Below are 15401 nucleotides of genomic sequence, written 5' to 3'. Positions count from 1 at the left end.
CGCCGTCGTCCCGGCGCAGGCCGGGACCCATACCGCGTGATCCATCGAAGGCGCGCTGGGGCTAGTTGTCCCTCACCAAGCAACATGGGTGGTTATGGGTCCCTGCTTTCGCAGGGACGACAGGTTTGTAGCCCGGATGGAGCGAAGCGCAATCCGGGGTCTTTGGTCCGCGGAGAAACCGCCCCGGATTTCGCTACGCTCCATCCGGGCTACAGGTCGTACTCAATGCCGGAAATGCCGCACGCCGGTGAACACCATAGCGATGCCGTGCTCGTCGGCGGCCTTGATCACCTCGTCGTCGCGCATCGAGCCGCCGGGCTGGATCACCGCGGTGGCGCCGGCCTCGATGCAGGCGAGCATGCCGTCGGCGAACGGGAAGAAGGCGTCGGAGGCGACCACCGAACCCTTGGTCAGGGGCTCGGCGAGCTTCAGCTCGGCCGCCGCGTCCAGTGCCTTGCGCGCGGCGATGCGCGCGGAATCGACCCGGCTCATCTGGCCGGCGCCGATGCCGACGGTGGCGAGGTCCTTGGCGTAGATGATGGTGTTCGACTTGACGTGCTTGGCGACGCGGAAGGCGAATTTGAGATCGCGCAGCTCGGCGTCGGTCGGCGCGCGCTTGGTCGCGACCTTCAGGTTCATGTCCTCGACCACGGCATTGTCGCGGCTCTGCACCAAGAGGCCGCCGGCGACGGTCTTGGCGGTGAGGCCGACCGCGCGCGCGTTCGGCAGGCCGCCGGCGAGCAGCAGGCGCAGATTGCGCCGGCCGGCGATGATCGAGATCGCCTCCTCGGTCGCGTCGGGCGCGATGATCACCTCGGTGAAGATGCCGATGATGGCGCGCGCGGCGTCCGCATCGAGCGTGCGATTGACCGCGATGATGCCGCCATAGGCCGAGGTGGAATCGCAGGCGAGCGCGCGGGCATAGGCGGTGGCGAGATCGGGACCCTCGGCAACGCCGCAGGGATTGGCATGCTTGACGATGACGCAGGCCGCGGTGCGTTGCGGGTCGAACTCGCCGACGCATTCATAGGCCGCGTCGGTGTCGTTGATGTTGTTGTAGGACAGTTCCTTGCCTTGCAGCTGGCGTGCGGTCGCAACGCCCGGCCGCTTCTCCGGCGTGGCATAGAACGCCGCGGTCTGGTGCGGGTTCTCGCCATAGCGCAGCGACTGGATCAGCTTGCCGCCGAAGGCGCGGAAATCCGGCGCCTTGGTGTCGAGCTGCACGGCAAACCAGTTCGAGATCGCGGCGTCATAGGCCGCCGTGCGCGCATAGGCCTTGGCGGCGAGCCGGCGGCGCAACTGAAGCGAGGTCGCGCCCTTGTGCGCGGCGAGCTCGTCGAGCACAGCCTGATAATCGTTCGCCTCGACCACCACGGCGACGTCGTCATGGTTCTTGGCCGCGGCGCGGATCATCGCGGGACCGCCGATGTCGATGTTCTCGATGCACTCCTCGAAGCCGGCGCCTTTGTCGACGGTGGCCTCGAACGGATAGAGGTTGACGACCAGAAGGTCGATCGGCGCGATGCCGTGCGAGGCCATCGCCGCGGCGTGTTCCTTGTTGTCGCGGATCGCGAGCAGGCCGCCATGCACCTTCGGGTGCAGCGTCTTGACCCGGCCATCCATCATCTCCGGAAAACCGGTGAGCTCGGAGACGTCCTTGACCTTCAGCCCGGCCGCCGCGATCGCCTTGGCGGTGCCGCCGGTCGAGACCAGCTCGACGCCATGGTCGGCCAGCGCCTTGGCGAAATCGATCAGTCCGGTCTTGTCGGAAACGGACAACAGAGCGCGGGTCACGCGGCGAAGCTGCTCGGTCATATCGGAAAATCCCTGGCTGTTAAGGCAGCCGGGTAGCATGGTTTTGTGCCGTACGAAACCGGTCTCCGAGGTCGATTCCCCTGAAATTCCGGATGGATTGGGTTGAAATCCTGTCTCCCCGTCATCCTGAGGTGCGAGCGGAGCGAGCCTCGAAGGATGCACGGCCCGGCTGGTGGCCGTCGATCCTTCGAGGCTCGCCGAAGAGGCTCGCACCTCAGGATGACGGGTCTGGCACGGCCTGCATGCGGAACGCACGTTCCGCCGCCTACAGCGGCAGTTCCGGCTCGCGGCGTGCGTTGCGGCGTGCGTTGGTGGCGGAGGCCGAGGTCGAGGAGCGCACGAAGCTCCAGCGGATGGTGCCGGCCTGCCTCGCGTCCTGCCGGATCACGATCTGGGAGGTCCGGCGCGGGCCGTCATTGCCGGCCAGGAACACGCTGTCCTCGAGATCGACCTTGTCGTCCATCGCCTCGAAGGTCCAGACGTCGCGGTTGGGCAGCACCAGCATCACGCCGCGGGCATCCGACAGCCGGCTCGCCTTCACCGAGGGATGCAAATGGAAGCGCAGCGCGAAATCGGCCTCGCTGCCCTTGATGCGGCCGCCCGGCGCCGGCGACAGCGAATCTTCGCCCTCCAGCCGCGTGCCGTCCTGGGAGACCATCAGCACGCGGCGGTGGATCACGCCGAAGCGCGAGAGATAGCCGTCATGCGAGGCGGTAAGCACGTCGCCGTCGGGAACGGCTTCGCGGTAGCTCTCGACGTTGCTCGGGCCGCTGGTGATGGGCGCGCCGCGGAGCAGCCGCTTCATCGCCGACAGCTCGACGAACTGGCATGACGAGGTATCGCGATAGGTCAGCGTCGAATGCGCCGCGGTGGAGCGCGCGAACGGCCGCCAATTGTCGCGGCCGGTGCTCGGCATGCCGCAATTGACGACGATGCGGCTCACGCCGGAGGACAGCTCGAACGACAGGCAGCCGGCATGCGCGTCCTGGCTGACGCTTGCCGGCGGCGGCGGGCCGGTATCGATGATCAAGGCGGTGTTGCCGGCATCGAGCCGCTGAAAGCCGGTGTGCGGCATGCTCGCCATCGGCACGCCGCGGGTGTCGTCATAGGCGAGCAGCGTCGCGACGAGATCGGACGGCGCGGTGCTCATGCCGTTGAACAGCGCGAAGCTGCCGTCGCCGTGCCGGAAGAAGCGCAGCATCGGCATCATGCGGTCGATGGCGTTGAGCAGCGCCGGCGGCGGCGCGATATTCCGTGCGGCAAAGGTCTGCCGCAGCGGCAGGAGATCGCTAAGCAGCTCGACCAGCGCGCCGGGATTGCGCGAGATGTGGCCGCCATCGGGCAGGATCTGGCGCTGCAATTCGTCGGACAGCTTGCGCGTCGCCGATTTGATGTTGCGCGCCTGGTTGGCGAGACAGAGCGAGGCGTAGCACAGCGCGATCAAGACCTGCAGGCGCGGAACGCCGTCATTGTCGAGCGTCGCGTGGCGCAGATAGCGGATCTCGCGCGCCAGCCCGCGCAGATATTTGCGGTAGAATTTTCCGTCGGTGTCGCCGAGCACCAGCGGTGCCTGCGACAGCAGCGAGATCACCCGCCGCGCGCGCACATCGGCGCGGCGCTCCAGCGGCCGCTTGCGGGCCTGGTTGGAGATCCAGTCGTCGACCAGCGAGCGGGCGTTGGCGCGGGTCAGCGCGGTGTCGGCGGCGCGCAGGTGGCGCAGCCAGCCGAAGCCGAGCAGGGCGGCTTCCCAATCCTCCGACGGTGGTTCGAGATCGAAGATCGAGCGGCCGTGGCAGGTGACGATCTTGCCGGCGAAGACGAATCGTCCGGCATAGATCTCGGCCGCGCGGGTGGCGTCGGCGGTCCGCAGATCGTGCGGGGCGATGACCAGCCGGTCGGTGCGGCCGGGCCAGAGCCGCGACAGCGCAATCGTGCTCCCGCTGGCGCGTGCGAGCATGCTGCGGGCAAAGCGGCCAGCAATCAGCGTCGAGATGCGTCTGCTTTGAGCGACCGACACGCCTAACCTTGCGGGGAGGGAATTTTCAACGAATCCTTATTTAATCCGGAAACGCGGCCAAGACACTGCCAAGACACCTGCCCAGGCACCCTCTTGATACCGCACGAATCACTTCGAGCTTAGAGGACTGAAGTTTAAAATCAGGATTTAACCAGCCGGGCCGCGTAAAATCCATCCAGCCCGCCGAGCCGCGGGTCGGCATTGGGCAAATGGCTCGGCAAAGTGCGCAGATCGCCGTCGGCGGTGATGATGTCGTCGAGGCCGGCGACCTCGCTTGTCTCGACCGGCGCACGGCGCAGGCCTGATTCGCTCGCCAGCAGCGCGGCGATCGCGTGCTCGCCTTCCTCCGGCTCCAGCGAGCAGGTGCAGTAGACCAGCGTGCCGCCGGGCTTCAGCAGATTGGCGGCTTTTTGCAGCAGCCGCTTCTGCAGCGCCGACAGCGCGGCGATGTCGCCTTCCTGCCGCAGCCAGGCGACGTCGGGGTGGCGGCGGATGGTTCCCGTCGAGCTGCAGGGCGCATCGACCAGGATACCGTCGAAGCTTGCGGCCTCGGCGGGCCATTCGGCGGCGTCGGCAACGATGGTCTCGGCCTGCAAGGCCAGACGCGTGAGATTGTCGCGCAGCCGCGCCACACGCGCCGGCGAGCGGTCGACTGCGGTGACGTGCGCGCCGGCCAGCGCGAGCTGGGCGGTCTTGCCGCCGGGCGCGGCGCAGAGATCCGCGACCGCCTTGTCCTTGATGTCGCCGAACAGCCGCACCGGCAGCGCGGCGGCAGCGTCCTGCACCCACCACTGGCCTTCGGCAAAGCCGGGCAGCATCGTGACGGAACCCTGCAGCAGCGTGCGCACGGTTCCCGTCGGCAGCGTCTCGCCGTGCAGGCGGGCCGCCCATTGCGCCGCGTCCGACTTCACCGTCAGATCGAGCGACGGCTCGTGGCCGAGCGCAAGCGCCATGTCGCGCGCGGTAGCTTCGCCGTAGTGCGCGTTCCAGCGCGCCAGCATCCATGGCGGCAGGTCCAGGGTCTGCATGCTGATCTCGTCGATCAGGCCCTGGCCCTCGCGCGCGCAGCGGCGCAGCACGGCGTTGACGAGCCCGGCATATTTCGCGGCGCGCCGGTCGGACTGCACCAGCCGCACCGAGAGATCGACCGCGGCATGGTCGGGCACGTCCATCCAGAGAATCTGTGCCGCGCCGATCAGGAGCGCGCTCTGCGCGCGCGGCGCATCGGTCGGGATGCCGCGATCGAGCAGGCGCGACAGCAGATGGCCGAGCGTGCCGAGCTTGCGCAAGATGGTCGACACCAGCCGGCGCATCAGCGCACGGTCGCGATCGGCGAGCGATTTCAGGCCGGGATGCGCGCCGGCGCCGTCGAGCTGGTCGTCGAGCGTGCGGTGCTTGTGCAGCACGCCATCGAGGATGTCGGCCGCGATGCGGCGAGCCGCGAGACCGGGGACTTCGGCAGGTACTGCAAATCTTGAAGGAGGCATGAAGCGGAGATATCTCGAAGGTGCTGAGTTACATTCGGCTCATGCCCATCAACTCCATACCACCTCTGGCATGCGAATATGCCAAATGTAAGAATCGCCTTGCGGGATTTCGTGATCGTGATGTCGTCACTGAGCCAGTACAGAGATACGGAATCCGCAGGCAGAAAGTTTTGCCATGTCTGATAAATCGCCGTTGTCATCGCCGCTGGAGGCCGCGCCGCGCAAGCCGCTGACGCCAGCCGCGCAACGCGCGCTCGCCGAGGCCGCGGCGCGGCGCAGGGCTGCCGAGGAGGCGGCCGCGCAGAACGCGGCGGCGCGGCCGAAGGAGTTCCAGGGTCCGAAGGGGCCGGAACCGACGCGTTACGGCGATTGGGAGACCAAGGGCATCGCCTCGGACTTCTGAGAGCCTTGCCTGACGGCTCGACTCGCGCCAGTCTGGGAAAATGTCCCCATACGAAAGAATAAATGCTTATCGTGGGACGGGACGTCCGCCCTTCCGAAGATCACCTTGGGGCCGCCGCGTCTCGGCGGCGCTGCCATGGGTGTTCGTGCTCGGCATTGCCGTCGGCAGCACGCTGCCGATCCGACAATGGGTGCATCTGCCGCCGCATTGGTCGCTCGGCAGGTCGCGCGACACCGACGTGATCTGGCAGCGGGCCGGCGCGCCCGACATCAGGCACAACGTTGATGTGATCAGGACGATCGACGGCGATACATTCGAGGCGCGGGTGCATTTCTCGCCGGGCCCGGATCTTTACACGCGAGTCCGGCTGCGCGGCATCGATGCGCCGGAGCTGAAGGCGTCCTGTGCGCGCGAACTGCAAATGGCGCAAGCGGCGACGGTGGCGCTGCGCGACCTGCTCGGCCAGGGCGACGTCGCGATCTACAATGTCGGTCCCGACAAATATCAGGGACGTGTCGTCGCCGACGTCGCGACCAGGAAGACCGATAATGTCTCGGCCGCGCTGCTCGCCGCCGGCCATGCGCGTGCCTACAACGGCGGCCACCGGTTCGGCTGGTGCGGATTTTTTGCGCGCTAGGCGACAGTGTCAAACCGGACTGGGCAAACAAAAAGCCACGCAGTTGCGCGGCTTTTCGATCGGCGAAGCGTTCTACCTGATCAGCGGGTGACGACGACCGTCGTGCCGATCTCGACGCGCGAATAGAGGTCGGTGATGTCGGTGTTGAGCATGCGGATGCAGCCGTAGGAGACGAAGCCGCCGACCGAGCCCGGCACGTTGGTGCCGTGGATCGCATATTCACCGCCGGCCAGCGTCATCGCAGCGACGCCCATCGGGTTATGCGGCGAGCCGCCGGCGATTACGTTCGGGATGCTGGGCTTGTCGCGCTTGACCTCGGCGGGCGGCGACCAGGCCGGGTTGCGATATTTGCCGTCGATCTTCGTGGTGCCGGCCCACTGCTTGCCGGACTTGCCGACACCGACCGGGTAACGCATCGCGTGGCCGGAATCGAGAATGAGGTAGAGCCGCCGTTCGTTGGTCTTCACGACGATGGTGCCTGGCTCATAGTTGTCGGCGTGTATTCCCACCATTTCCGGCCGGGCTTCGGCCGCCTGCGACATCAAAGCAACCGCACCAAGGGTGGCAGCCAGCGCCACCGCAAACTTCCTCGACATCAACCTCTCCACTTCCCAACAGCTCCCGCAAGGAAGCCAAAAACGAAGATGCAGAGCCCTTGAAAAACCGGGCCTGCCGGTCTCACGCATGCAACATTAACTGCGTGTGTTAACCGGGTGGTTTCACACCGGCCGCGAGACACGTCCTGATGGCGGGAGAGAATGAAAAGTTCGGATTAAAGTAAATGACCTGGAAACAACACTTGGCCACAAACGCGCCTCAATCATGCCTTGCCTATGACAATCCCGTGAAGCGCCCGTTGCAGCAAACGGGGAAGGGCCGCGGCGGTGATCGCGCGCGGCCCTTCTTTGGTCTTCTGATCCTTGCTGCTGCTGGCCTTACGCTGGCGCGCCCTTCTTGTTCTGACGGTTCTGCACGAGGTCGTCGACCACCGCCGGATCGGCCAAGGTCGAGGTGTCGCCGAGGCTCGACGACTCGTCCTCGGCGATCTTGCGCAGGATGCGGCGCATGATCTTGCCGGAGCGGGTCTTGGGCAGGCCGGGCGCGAACTGGATCAGGTCCGGCGAGGCGATCGGGCCGATGTCCTTGCGGACCCAGGCAACCAGCTCCTTGCGCAGCGCCTCGGTCGGCTCGGTGCCCTTCATCAGCGTGACATAGGCGTAGATGCCCTGGCCCTTGATGTCGTGCGGGTAGCCGACGACAGCGGCTTCCGACACCGCCTCATGCGCGACCAGCGAGCTCTCGACCTCGGCGGTGCCCATGCGGTGGCCGGAGACGTTGATGACGTCGTCGACGCGGCCGGTGATCCAGTAATAGCCGTCGGCATCGCGCCGGCAGCCGTCGCCGGTGAAATACTTGTTCTTGTAGGTCGAGAAATAGGTCTGCTCGAACCGCGCATGGTCGCCATAGACCGTGCGCATCTGGCCCGGCCATGACCTGGTCAGGCAGAGATTGCCCGAGGTCTCGCCGTCCAGCGTCTTGCCGTCGGCATCGACGATCTCCGGCACCACGCCGAAGAACGGCCGTGTCGCCGAACCGGGTTTCAGCTTCGTCGCGCCGGGCAGCGGCGTGATCAGGATGCCGCCGGTCTCGGTCTGCCACCAGGTGTCGACGATCGGGCAGCGGTCGTCGCCGACCACGCGGTAATACCACTCCCAGGCTTCCGGATTGATCGGCTCGCCGACCGAGCCGAGCAGGCGCAGCGATTTGCGCGAGGTCTTCTTCACCGGCTCGTCGCCGCCCTGCATCAGCGCGCGGATCGCGGTCGGTGCGGTGTAGAAGATGTTGACCTTGTGCTTGTCGACCACGTTCCAGAAGCGCGAATTGTCCGGATAGTTCGGCACGCCCTCGAACATCAGCGTGGTCGCGCCGTTGGCGAGCGGCCCGTAGAGAATGTAGCTGTGGCCGGTGACCCAGCCGACGTCGGCGGTGCACCAATAGATGTCGCCGTCGTGATAATCGAACACGTATTGATGCGTCATCGACGCGAACACGAGGTAGCCGGCCGAGGTGTGCAGCACGCCCTTCGGCGTTCCGGTCGAGCCCGAGGTGTAGAGGATGAACAGCGGGTCCTCGGCGTGCATATGCTCGGCCGGGCATTCCGTCGTCACCATGGCAGCGGCCTCGTGATACCAGAGGTCGCGCGTCGGGTTCATGTCGATCTTGCCGCCGGTGCGCTTCACCACCACGACCCAATCGACGCCGCCGGTCTTGGCGATGGCGGCATCGACATTGGCCTTCAGCGGCACTTTCCTGCCGCCGCGCAGGCCCTCGTCGGCGGTGATCACCACCTTCGAGTCGCAGTCCTTGATGCGCTGCGCGAGGCTGTCCGGCGAGAAACCGCCGAACACCACCGAATGGATGGCGCCGATCCGCGCGCAGGCCAGCATGGCGTAGGCCGCTTCCGGAATCATCGGCAGATAGATCGTGACGCGATCGCCCTTCTTGACGTTCCGCGTGCGCAGGATGTTGGCCATCTTGCAGACTTCGTCGTGCAGCTGGCGGTAGGTGATGTGCTTGGATTCGGAGGGATCGTCGCCCTCCCAGATGATCGCGGTCTGGTCGCCGCGCTTGTCGAGATGGCGGTCGATGCAGTTCCAGGCGACGTTCAGCACGCCATCCTCGAACCATTTGATCGAGATGTTGCCCGGTGCGAAGGAGACGTTCTCGACCTTGGTGAAGGGCTTGATCCAGTCGATCCGCTTGCCGTGCTCGGCCCAGAAGCCGTTCGGGTCCTTGACCGAGTGCGCATACATCTCGCGATATTTGGCGTCATCGATATAGGCGCGCTTGGCCCAGTCGGCCGACACGTCATAGATCTTCTCGGACATCATTTTCCTCCACTCATTGCCGATCGCGCACGACGCGACGGCAAGCCGTCTTGATCATTGCCGCGATTATGCGTTGCCGCATTCCGGCCCGGCAAGGAAAAAGGACTGTCACTTTCGTCGCGTTAAAGCCGCCGGATAGTCCGCCGGCTTCCGCTTGTGATAGGACGGCTTACCGCAACGCATCGACGAGAGAAACCTATGCGCCATCGCTTGCTCGGGGTCACTGGTCTCTTGGTCGTAGTGGTGTGGTCCTCTGCGCCGTTCGCCACCACCGCAGCAGTGCCGCGTGCGATGACGATGCGCTGACGCTGAATTTGATGGACGGCTTCAGGCACAATTGAACGAATTGTCGGACGCCGCCGCGATGAGCTGCGTCAACACGTTCGTGACCGCATAATCCTTGATTGCGGCCAGCGGTTGGACCGTCCCGTGGCTGCCGAGCTCGAGCCGCGCCCCGGCGAGAGCGGCGCGCGAAAGGGCAAGGTCGCTGACCTGATCTGGGGGACCGCGGTGGACCTCCGGGCGTTCAAACGCCGGTTTCCGGCACCGCGCTCGCGTCATTTTGTCCGATCCCGGGCAGCCCAAAATCAACGTTAGCGGGCGAATGGCACCCATGAAGGGTAATTTAATACAGTCAATAACTGATTCGCGACTCGCAATGTCGGCCCCGACGCCCTAAATCGCGTTTCCGAGGCCAGGCGGCCCACCGGAACGAAGCCCGAAGCAACGGCATTACCGGGAGAACAGCGGAACAAGGCGTCTTGCGAGAGTAATGATGGATCAGCAGAATATCGCGGCTGTGCGGCCCGTTTCCGCCGATCCCGCTGTCGCCTTGGCAAAGGCACTGGGCCAGTGGCCGTCCAAGCCGCCGCGGGCCAGGCTGCAGCCGCCGGCAAAACTCAAGCTCGACGCGCCCGCTGCCATTAGAACGACGGTTGAAGAACTGGCGCGCGATCTGGGCCTGCGGCTCGGCGACCAGAACGAATTGACCATCCGCCGCATCAAGCGCGGCAAGACCTATTCATTCGTCCGTGCCAATGGCTCGCGGGTCCGCGATGCGCGCACCATCCGCCGGCTGCACGCGATGGCGGTCCCGCCGGCCTATCGCCAGGTGCGCTATTCCAGCGATCCGAGCTCGCATCTGCAGGCGGTCGGCCGCGATGCCGCGGGCCGGCTGCAATATCGTTATCACGCCGACTGGGAGAAGGTCCGCGAGCAGCGCAAGGCGCATCGCCTCGCTAAGCTGGTGGCCGCGCTGCCGAAGATCCGGCGCAAGGTCTCGGCGTTTCTGTCCGGCGACGAGCCGACGCGCGAGTTCGCGCTGTCGGCGGTGATCGAGCTGATCGCGCGCACCGCGATCCGGCCCGGCAACGAATCCTATGCGCGCCTCAACGGCACCCGTGGCGCCACCACGCTCTTGAAGTCCAACGTCACGCTGGAGGACGATTCCCTGGTGCTGACCTTCAAGGCCAAGGGCGGCAAGGCCGTGCGCAAGGAATGCGATGCGGCCAAGCTGGTGCGTGCGATCGGCATCCTGCGCGGCGTCCCGGGCAAGCGCATGTTTCAGTATTACGACCGCTCCGGCGTGGTACGGGCCGCCTCGACCACGGCGGTGAACGCGTTCCTGCGCGAGATCGCCGGCATCAAGATCTCGCTGAAGGATTTCCGCACCCTGATGGCGTCGGCCGTCGTCGTGGAATCGCTGTCCCGGATCACGCCGGCCACCAGCCAGCGCGGCCGCAAGCGCCAGGTGCTGGATGCGATCCGTGCCGCCGCCGACCAGCTGTCCAACACGCCGGCGATCTGCCGCAAGAGCTATGTCCACGACACCATCGTCACAGCCTTCGAGGACGGCATCCTCGAGCGCTTCGCCGCGACGATGGGAGGCTACCGCACCCAGTCCAAGCGCGAGCAATTGCTGGCGCAGGTGGTGATGGCGGCCGGGGCGTAGGTCCGCGTCCCCTATCGTCGTCCCGGCGAAAGCCGGGACCCATAACCACAGCCGCCTGTGATTAGAATTCGCTGTGGCCCCAGCTCGTTTCAGCAATCGACATTTGGGGTAATGGGTCCCGGCCTTCGCCGGGACGATAGTAGAGTTGGACGAGACATCACAGCCCGCCCATCTTGCAGACGTATTTCCACTCCTCCGCGGTCACCGGCTGCACCGAAAGCCGCGAATATTTGACCAGCGCCATGTCGGCGAGCTTCTTGTCCGCCTTGATCGCGGCCATCGTCACCGGCGTCTTCAGCGGCTTGTCGGCCTTGATGTCGACGCAGACGAACTTGCCGGTCTTGTCGGTCGGGTCGGGATAGGCTTCCTTGATGATCTCGGCGATGCCGACGATCTCCTTGCCCTCGTTGGAATGATAGAAGAACGCCTTGTCGCCCTTCTTCATGTTGACGAGATTCTGCCGTGCCGTGAAGTTGCGCACGCCGGTCCAGGCTTCGCCCTTCGCGCCCTTGGCGACCTGATGGTCCCACGACCAGACCGACGGTTCGGATTTCACCAGCCAGTAATTCATCGCAACTCACCCCGTTCGATTGCGCTGCAATCTATAGCGACGTGGATGCCCGCGACAAGCACGGCCATCTGATCCCGGCGCGGCACCTACTGCTTCAAATATCGATCGAAGAACTTGGCGATGTCGGTGAACGCCTCCTTCGTCTCGGGCGCGTCGACGTTGAACTGGTACTGGGCGTGCGACTGTCCCTCATAGACATTGAGATCGGCGATCACGCCGGCGCGGCGCAATTTGCGATGCGTGCGAACCGTGTTGCTGAGGAACAGATCGCGCGTGCCCGATGTCAGGATGGTCGGCGGGAAACCCTTGAAGTCACCATAGATCGGCGAAATGTAGGGATTCTTCAGGCTGGTGCCGTTTGCATAAAGCCTGGCGGCGCGGCCGAGCCAGCCGTCCCAGGTCACCAGCACATTGTCGACCCACTCATTGCTCGCGTAGCTGTCGCCGATCTTGTCGATATCGGACCATGGCGTGCCCGGCGCGATGGCGGCGGGCAGCGGCAGCTTCTCATCCTTCGCCCGCAACACCATCGCAAGCGTCATCGCCCCGCCCGTCGAGGTGCCGAAGATCGCCAGCCGGCGGTGTTCGTGCGATTTCAGAACTTCCTTCCAGACCGCCGTCGCGTCGTCCATCGCGGCCGGATAGGGGAAGTCCGGCGGCATCCGGTAGTCGACCGAGAGGACCTTGAAGCCGCCAAAGCCCGCCATCATGATGGCTTCCGGCAACGCGGCTTCGCCGGGGCCGAACACGTAACCCCCGCCATGGACGTGGATCAGCAGGCGTCGCCTGTTCTCGAGCGCGATCTTGTTCGGGGTGACGATGTAGCAGTGCACGCCGGCAAGCCTGGTTTCCTCGACCTTGACGCCGAGCTTCGCCTTCAGCGCCGGAATACCCGCGATCAGAAGCTTGGCGCGGCGATCGATCAACTCCTTCCATTCCGCCGGGGTTTTGGGGTCGGCATTGAAATGCGGCGGATAGGGCGCGCCGATCATTGCCTGCATCTCGGCAGACACGTCGGCGGTTGGGTTGCCGATCGATTTGAGCGGCGCGACCCGCTTGCCGTTGTCCGCATTGGCGGCGGCCTCGCTCTTGGCAAGGTCGTCGTAGGTGGCGGCCGTTTGGGCGTGGGCTATGGCGGATGAGGCGGTGAGGGCGACGGCGAGGCTGATCGAAAGGATGGCGCGATGCGGTTGACGCATGGGTTTTCCCTTGGGATCCGTTTTTCGATTTGTTGGACCGGGATCCGACGGTTCGCCGCCACGCTAGTATGCCGCGCACGGATCGTGAAGCTTCGCCACGCGCGACCGTGACGTGCGTTACTCCGCCTTGAACGGCCGCGTCAGCAGGCCTTCGATCGCCGCGTCAATGGTCAGCCGGTCGCCCAGGATCGCGGCGACCGCGTTTGACACCGGCATGTCGACCTTTTGCGCAGCGGCGAGCTCGCACAGCACCGGCGCGGTGAACGCGCCTTCGGCGAGCTTGCCGATCGGCGCGGCTTCGCCGCGACCGAGCGCGAGGCCGAGTGCGAAATTGCGCGATTGCGCGGTCGAGCAGCTCAGCAGGAGATCGCCCAATCCCGACAGGCCGGAGAGTGTTTCGGCGCGGGCGCCGCAGGCGCGGCCCAATCTTGCGAGCTCGCTGAAGCCGCGCGTGGTCAGTGCGGCGAGCGCGGAGGCGCCGAGATTCTTGCCGACCACGATGCCGGCGGCGATCGCCAGCACGTTTTTGGCCGCGCCGCCGATCTCGACGCCGCGCACGTCGGTGGTGTGATAGGGCCGGAAGGTCGCCGAGCCGAGCGCCTGGACGAGCGCGCGTGCGAGCGGTTCGTCCCCGGTGGCCAGCGTGACGGCGGTCGGCAATCCGCGCGCGACGTCGTCGGCAAAGCTCGGCCCCGACAGGATCGCGGGGACCGCGCGCGGCGCGGCTTCCGCGATCACCTCGGTCATGAATTTATGCGTGCCGTGCTCGATGCCCTTGGCGCAGGCGATGACAGGCGTGTCGGGTCTGAGATACGGCGCAAGATACCCGACCGCCGCGCGTAAATGCTGCGCCGGGGTCACGGCCAGGATGATGTCGGCGCGCGCCGCGGCGGCGATATCCGACGTCACGGCGATGCCGGGATGAAGCTGGACACCAGCCAGCCTTGGATTGACCCGCGTCGCCTGGATCTGCGCGGCATGCTCGGCATTGCGCGCATACAGCGTCACCTTGCGCCCGGCGCGCGCCGCGACATCGGCCAATGCCGTGCCCCAGGCGCCGGCACCGATCACGCTCACGGACATATGCGCGGGCATCAGGCGGGCCTGTCTTCGCTCCCTCTCCCCGCTCTTGCGGGGAGAGGGTTGGGGTGAGGGGCTTTATCCGCGAGCGAGCCGAGTGTCGAGACCTGTACCCCCTCACCCGGATTGCTGCGCAATCCGACCTCTCCCCGCAAGCGGGGCGAGGTGCGACGGTGCCTGATGCGCGCTCCGTCGTACATTGTTCAATATCCGGCGCGGCTGTTGGCGTAGCCGGCCGGCGCCTTGGCGCTGGCGTCGAGCAGCCAGCGCGCGCGCGGCGGCGCCTCCATCGTGTCGGTGAGGCCAAGCGCCATCCGCTCGGCGCCGGCCCAGGCGATCATCGCGCCATTGTCGGTGCAGAGCGCCGGCGGCGGGATGATCAGCGTGGTCTGCGCCTTCGCCGCAACCTCCTGCAGCGCGCTGCGGATCGCATGGTTGGCGGCGACGCCCCCGGCCGCGACCAGCGCGCGCGGCGTGCCGAACCGCTCCTGAAACAGCTTTAGGCCGACGCTCAGCCGGTCCGCGGTCGATTCCAGCACCGCGGCCTGGAAACTCGCGCAGAGATCGCTGACGTCCTGCGGCTCCAGCGGCTCCAGCCGGCTGGCCTCATTGCGCACCGCCGTCTTCAGTCCCGACAGCGAGAAATTCGCATCGGGGCGGCCGAGCATCGGGCGTGGAAAGGCAAACCGCGTCGGGTCGCCGCCGGCGGCCGCGCGCTCGACCTCCGGTCCGCCGGGATAGGGCAGCGACAGCATCTTCGCCACCTTGTCGAACGCCTCGCCCATCGCGTCGTCGACCGTGGTGCCGAGCCGCACATATTCACCGACGCCGACCACGGCGACGATCTGGGTGTGTCCGCCCGAGGCCAGGAACAGGCAATAGGGAAACGCCAGCGCGCAGGTCAGCCGCGGCGTCAGCGCGTGCGCCTCGAGATGGTTCACCGCGATCAGGGGCGTATCGTGCACCATCGCGATCGCCTTCGCGGTGGTGAGACCAACGATCACGCCGCCGATCAGGCCAGGTCCGGCGGCTGCGGCGACCGCCGATAATTGTCGGTAGCCGACGCCGGCCTCCTTCATAGCGGTGGCGACGATGCCGTCGAGCAGGTCGACATGGGCGCGCGCCGCGATCTCCGGCACCACGCCGCCGAAGCGGGCGTGCTCGTCGGTCTGCGAGCGCACCACGTTGGAGAGGATTTTCGCCTGCCCGTCAGCCTGGCGCTCGACCACGGCGGCCGCGGTTTCATCGCAGGTGGTCTCGATCCCCAGCACCAGCATCGGTGGTTCGTGTCCCAATTTCGGTCCTTGTGCTACGAGCATGATCCGGACAGGCCGGAACCGGTGTCCGGCAAGA

General features: G+C 66.1%; 12 protein-coding genes. 3 read left to right on the top strand and 9 right to left on the bottom strand.

Features of this window, described 5'->3' with window-relative positions:
- Positions 1-222 precede the first annotated feature (222 nt).
- The 3 genes from purH to J2R78_RS16390 form a co-directional block, all read right to left on the bottom strand.
- Positions 223-1815 carry a bifunctional phosphoribosylaminoimidazolecarboxamide formyltransferase/IMP cyclohydrolase gene (purH, locus tag J2R78_RS16400; protein WP_253605648.1) on the bottom strand — a complete coding sequence of 531 codons (1593 nt, stop codon included), beginning with the start codon at positions 1813-1815 and terminating at the stop codon, positions 223-225.
- A 265-nt stretch (positions 1816-2080) separates the two neighbouring features.
- Positions 2081-3832: a heparinase II/III family protein gene (locus tag J2R78_RS16395; protein WP_253605647.1), complete on the bottom strand. Its 1752-nt coding sequence runs from the start codon at positions 3830-3832 to the stop codon at positions 2081-2083.
- A 140-nt stretch (positions 3833-3972) separates the two neighbouring features.
- Positions 3973-5319, bottom strand: coding sequence for an RsmB/NOP family class I SAM-dependent RNA methyltransferase (locus J2R78_RS16390; protein WP_253605645.1), 1347 nt, complete (start codon positions 5317-5319; stop codon positions 3973-3975).
- Positions 5320-5494: 175 nt separating this feature from the next.
- On the opposite strand from J2R78_RS16390, the gene J2R78_RS16385 reads away from it, so the two are divergent.
- Positions 5495-5722 carry a DUF1674 domain-containing protein gene (locus tag J2R78_RS16385; RefSeq protein ID WP_057021331.1) on the top strand — a complete coding sequence of 76 codons (228 nt, stop codon included), beginning with the start codon at positions 5495-5497 and terminating at the stop codon, positions 5720-5722.
- Positions 5723-5762: 40 nt separating this feature from the next.
- Positions 5763-6359: a thermonuclease family protein gene (locus J2R78_RS16380; protein WP_253605643.1), complete on the top strand. Its 597-nt coding sequence runs from the start codon at positions 5763-5765 to the stop codon at positions 6357-6359.
- An 80-nt stretch (positions 6360-6439) separates the two neighbouring features.
- Here J2R78_RS16380 and J2R78_RS16375 read toward each other — a convergent pair whose 3' ends face one another.
- Both J2R78_RS16375 and acs read right to left on the bottom strand, forming a co-directional pair.
- Positions 6440-6955, bottom strand: coding sequence for a L,D-transpeptidase (locus tag J2R78_RS16375; protein ID WP_168858081.1), 516 nt, complete (start codon positions 6953-6955; stop codon positions 6440-6442).
- 339 nt (positions 6956-7294) lie between these two features.
- Complete coding sequence (gene acs, locus J2R78_RS16370; RefSeq protein WP_253609835.1) at positions 7295-9247, bottom strand: acetate--CoA ligase; 1953 nt, start codon at positions 9245-9247, stop codon at positions 7295-7297.
- 772 nt (positions 9248-10019) lie between these two features.
- Here acs and J2R78_RS16365 point away from each other — a divergent pair.
- Complete coding sequence (locus J2R78_RS16365) at positions 10020-11198, top strand: DNA topoisomerase IB (protein ID WP_076835000.1); 1179 nt, start codon at positions 10020-10022, stop codon at positions 11196-11198.
- 157 nt (positions 11199-11355) lie between these two features.
- Here the strand turns inward: J2R78_RS16365 and J2R78_RS16360 are convergent, their stop codons facing one another.
- From J2R78_RS16360 to tsaD, 4 genes are all read right to left on the bottom strand, one after another.
- Positions 11356-11769 (bottom strand): EVE domain-containing protein, encoded by a 414-nt coding sequence (locus J2R78_RS16360; RefSeq protein ID WP_057021328.1) that lies wholly within the window; start codon positions 11767-11769, stop codon positions 11356-11358.
- Positions 11770-11855: 86 nt separating this feature from the next.
- Complete coding sequence (locus J2R78_RS16355; protein ID WP_253605642.1) at positions 11856-12968, bottom strand: alpha/beta hydrolase; 1113 nt, start codon at positions 12966-12968, stop codon at positions 11856-11858.
- 117 nt (positions 12969-13085) lie between these two features.
- A complete protein-coding gene (locus J2R78_RS16350; RefSeq protein ID WP_253605640.1) occupies positions 13086-14063 on the bottom strand; it encodes an NAD(P)H-dependent glycerol-3-phosphate dehydrogenase in 978 nt (325 codons plus the stop codon).
- 188 nt (positions 14064-14251) lie between these two features.
- Positions 14252-15325 carry a tRNA (adenosine(37)-N6)-threonylcarbamoyltransferase complex transferase subunit TsaD gene (tsaD, locus tag J2R78_RS16345; protein WP_253609834.1) on the bottom strand — a complete coding sequence of 358 codons (1074 nt, stop codon included), beginning with the start codon at positions 15323-15325 and terminating at the stop codon, positions 14252-14254.
- Between the last annotated feature and the right edge of the window lie 76 nt (positions 15326-15401).

Origin of the sequence: Bradyrhizobium sp. USDA 4538 (assembly GCF_024171045.1) — a bacterium.
Classification (GTDB): Bacteria; Pseudomonadota; Alphaproteobacteria; order Rhizobiales; family Xanthobacteraceae; genus Bradyrhizobium; species Bradyrhizobium australafricanum.
This window is presented reverse-complemented; position numbering and strand designations above follow the sequence as displayed.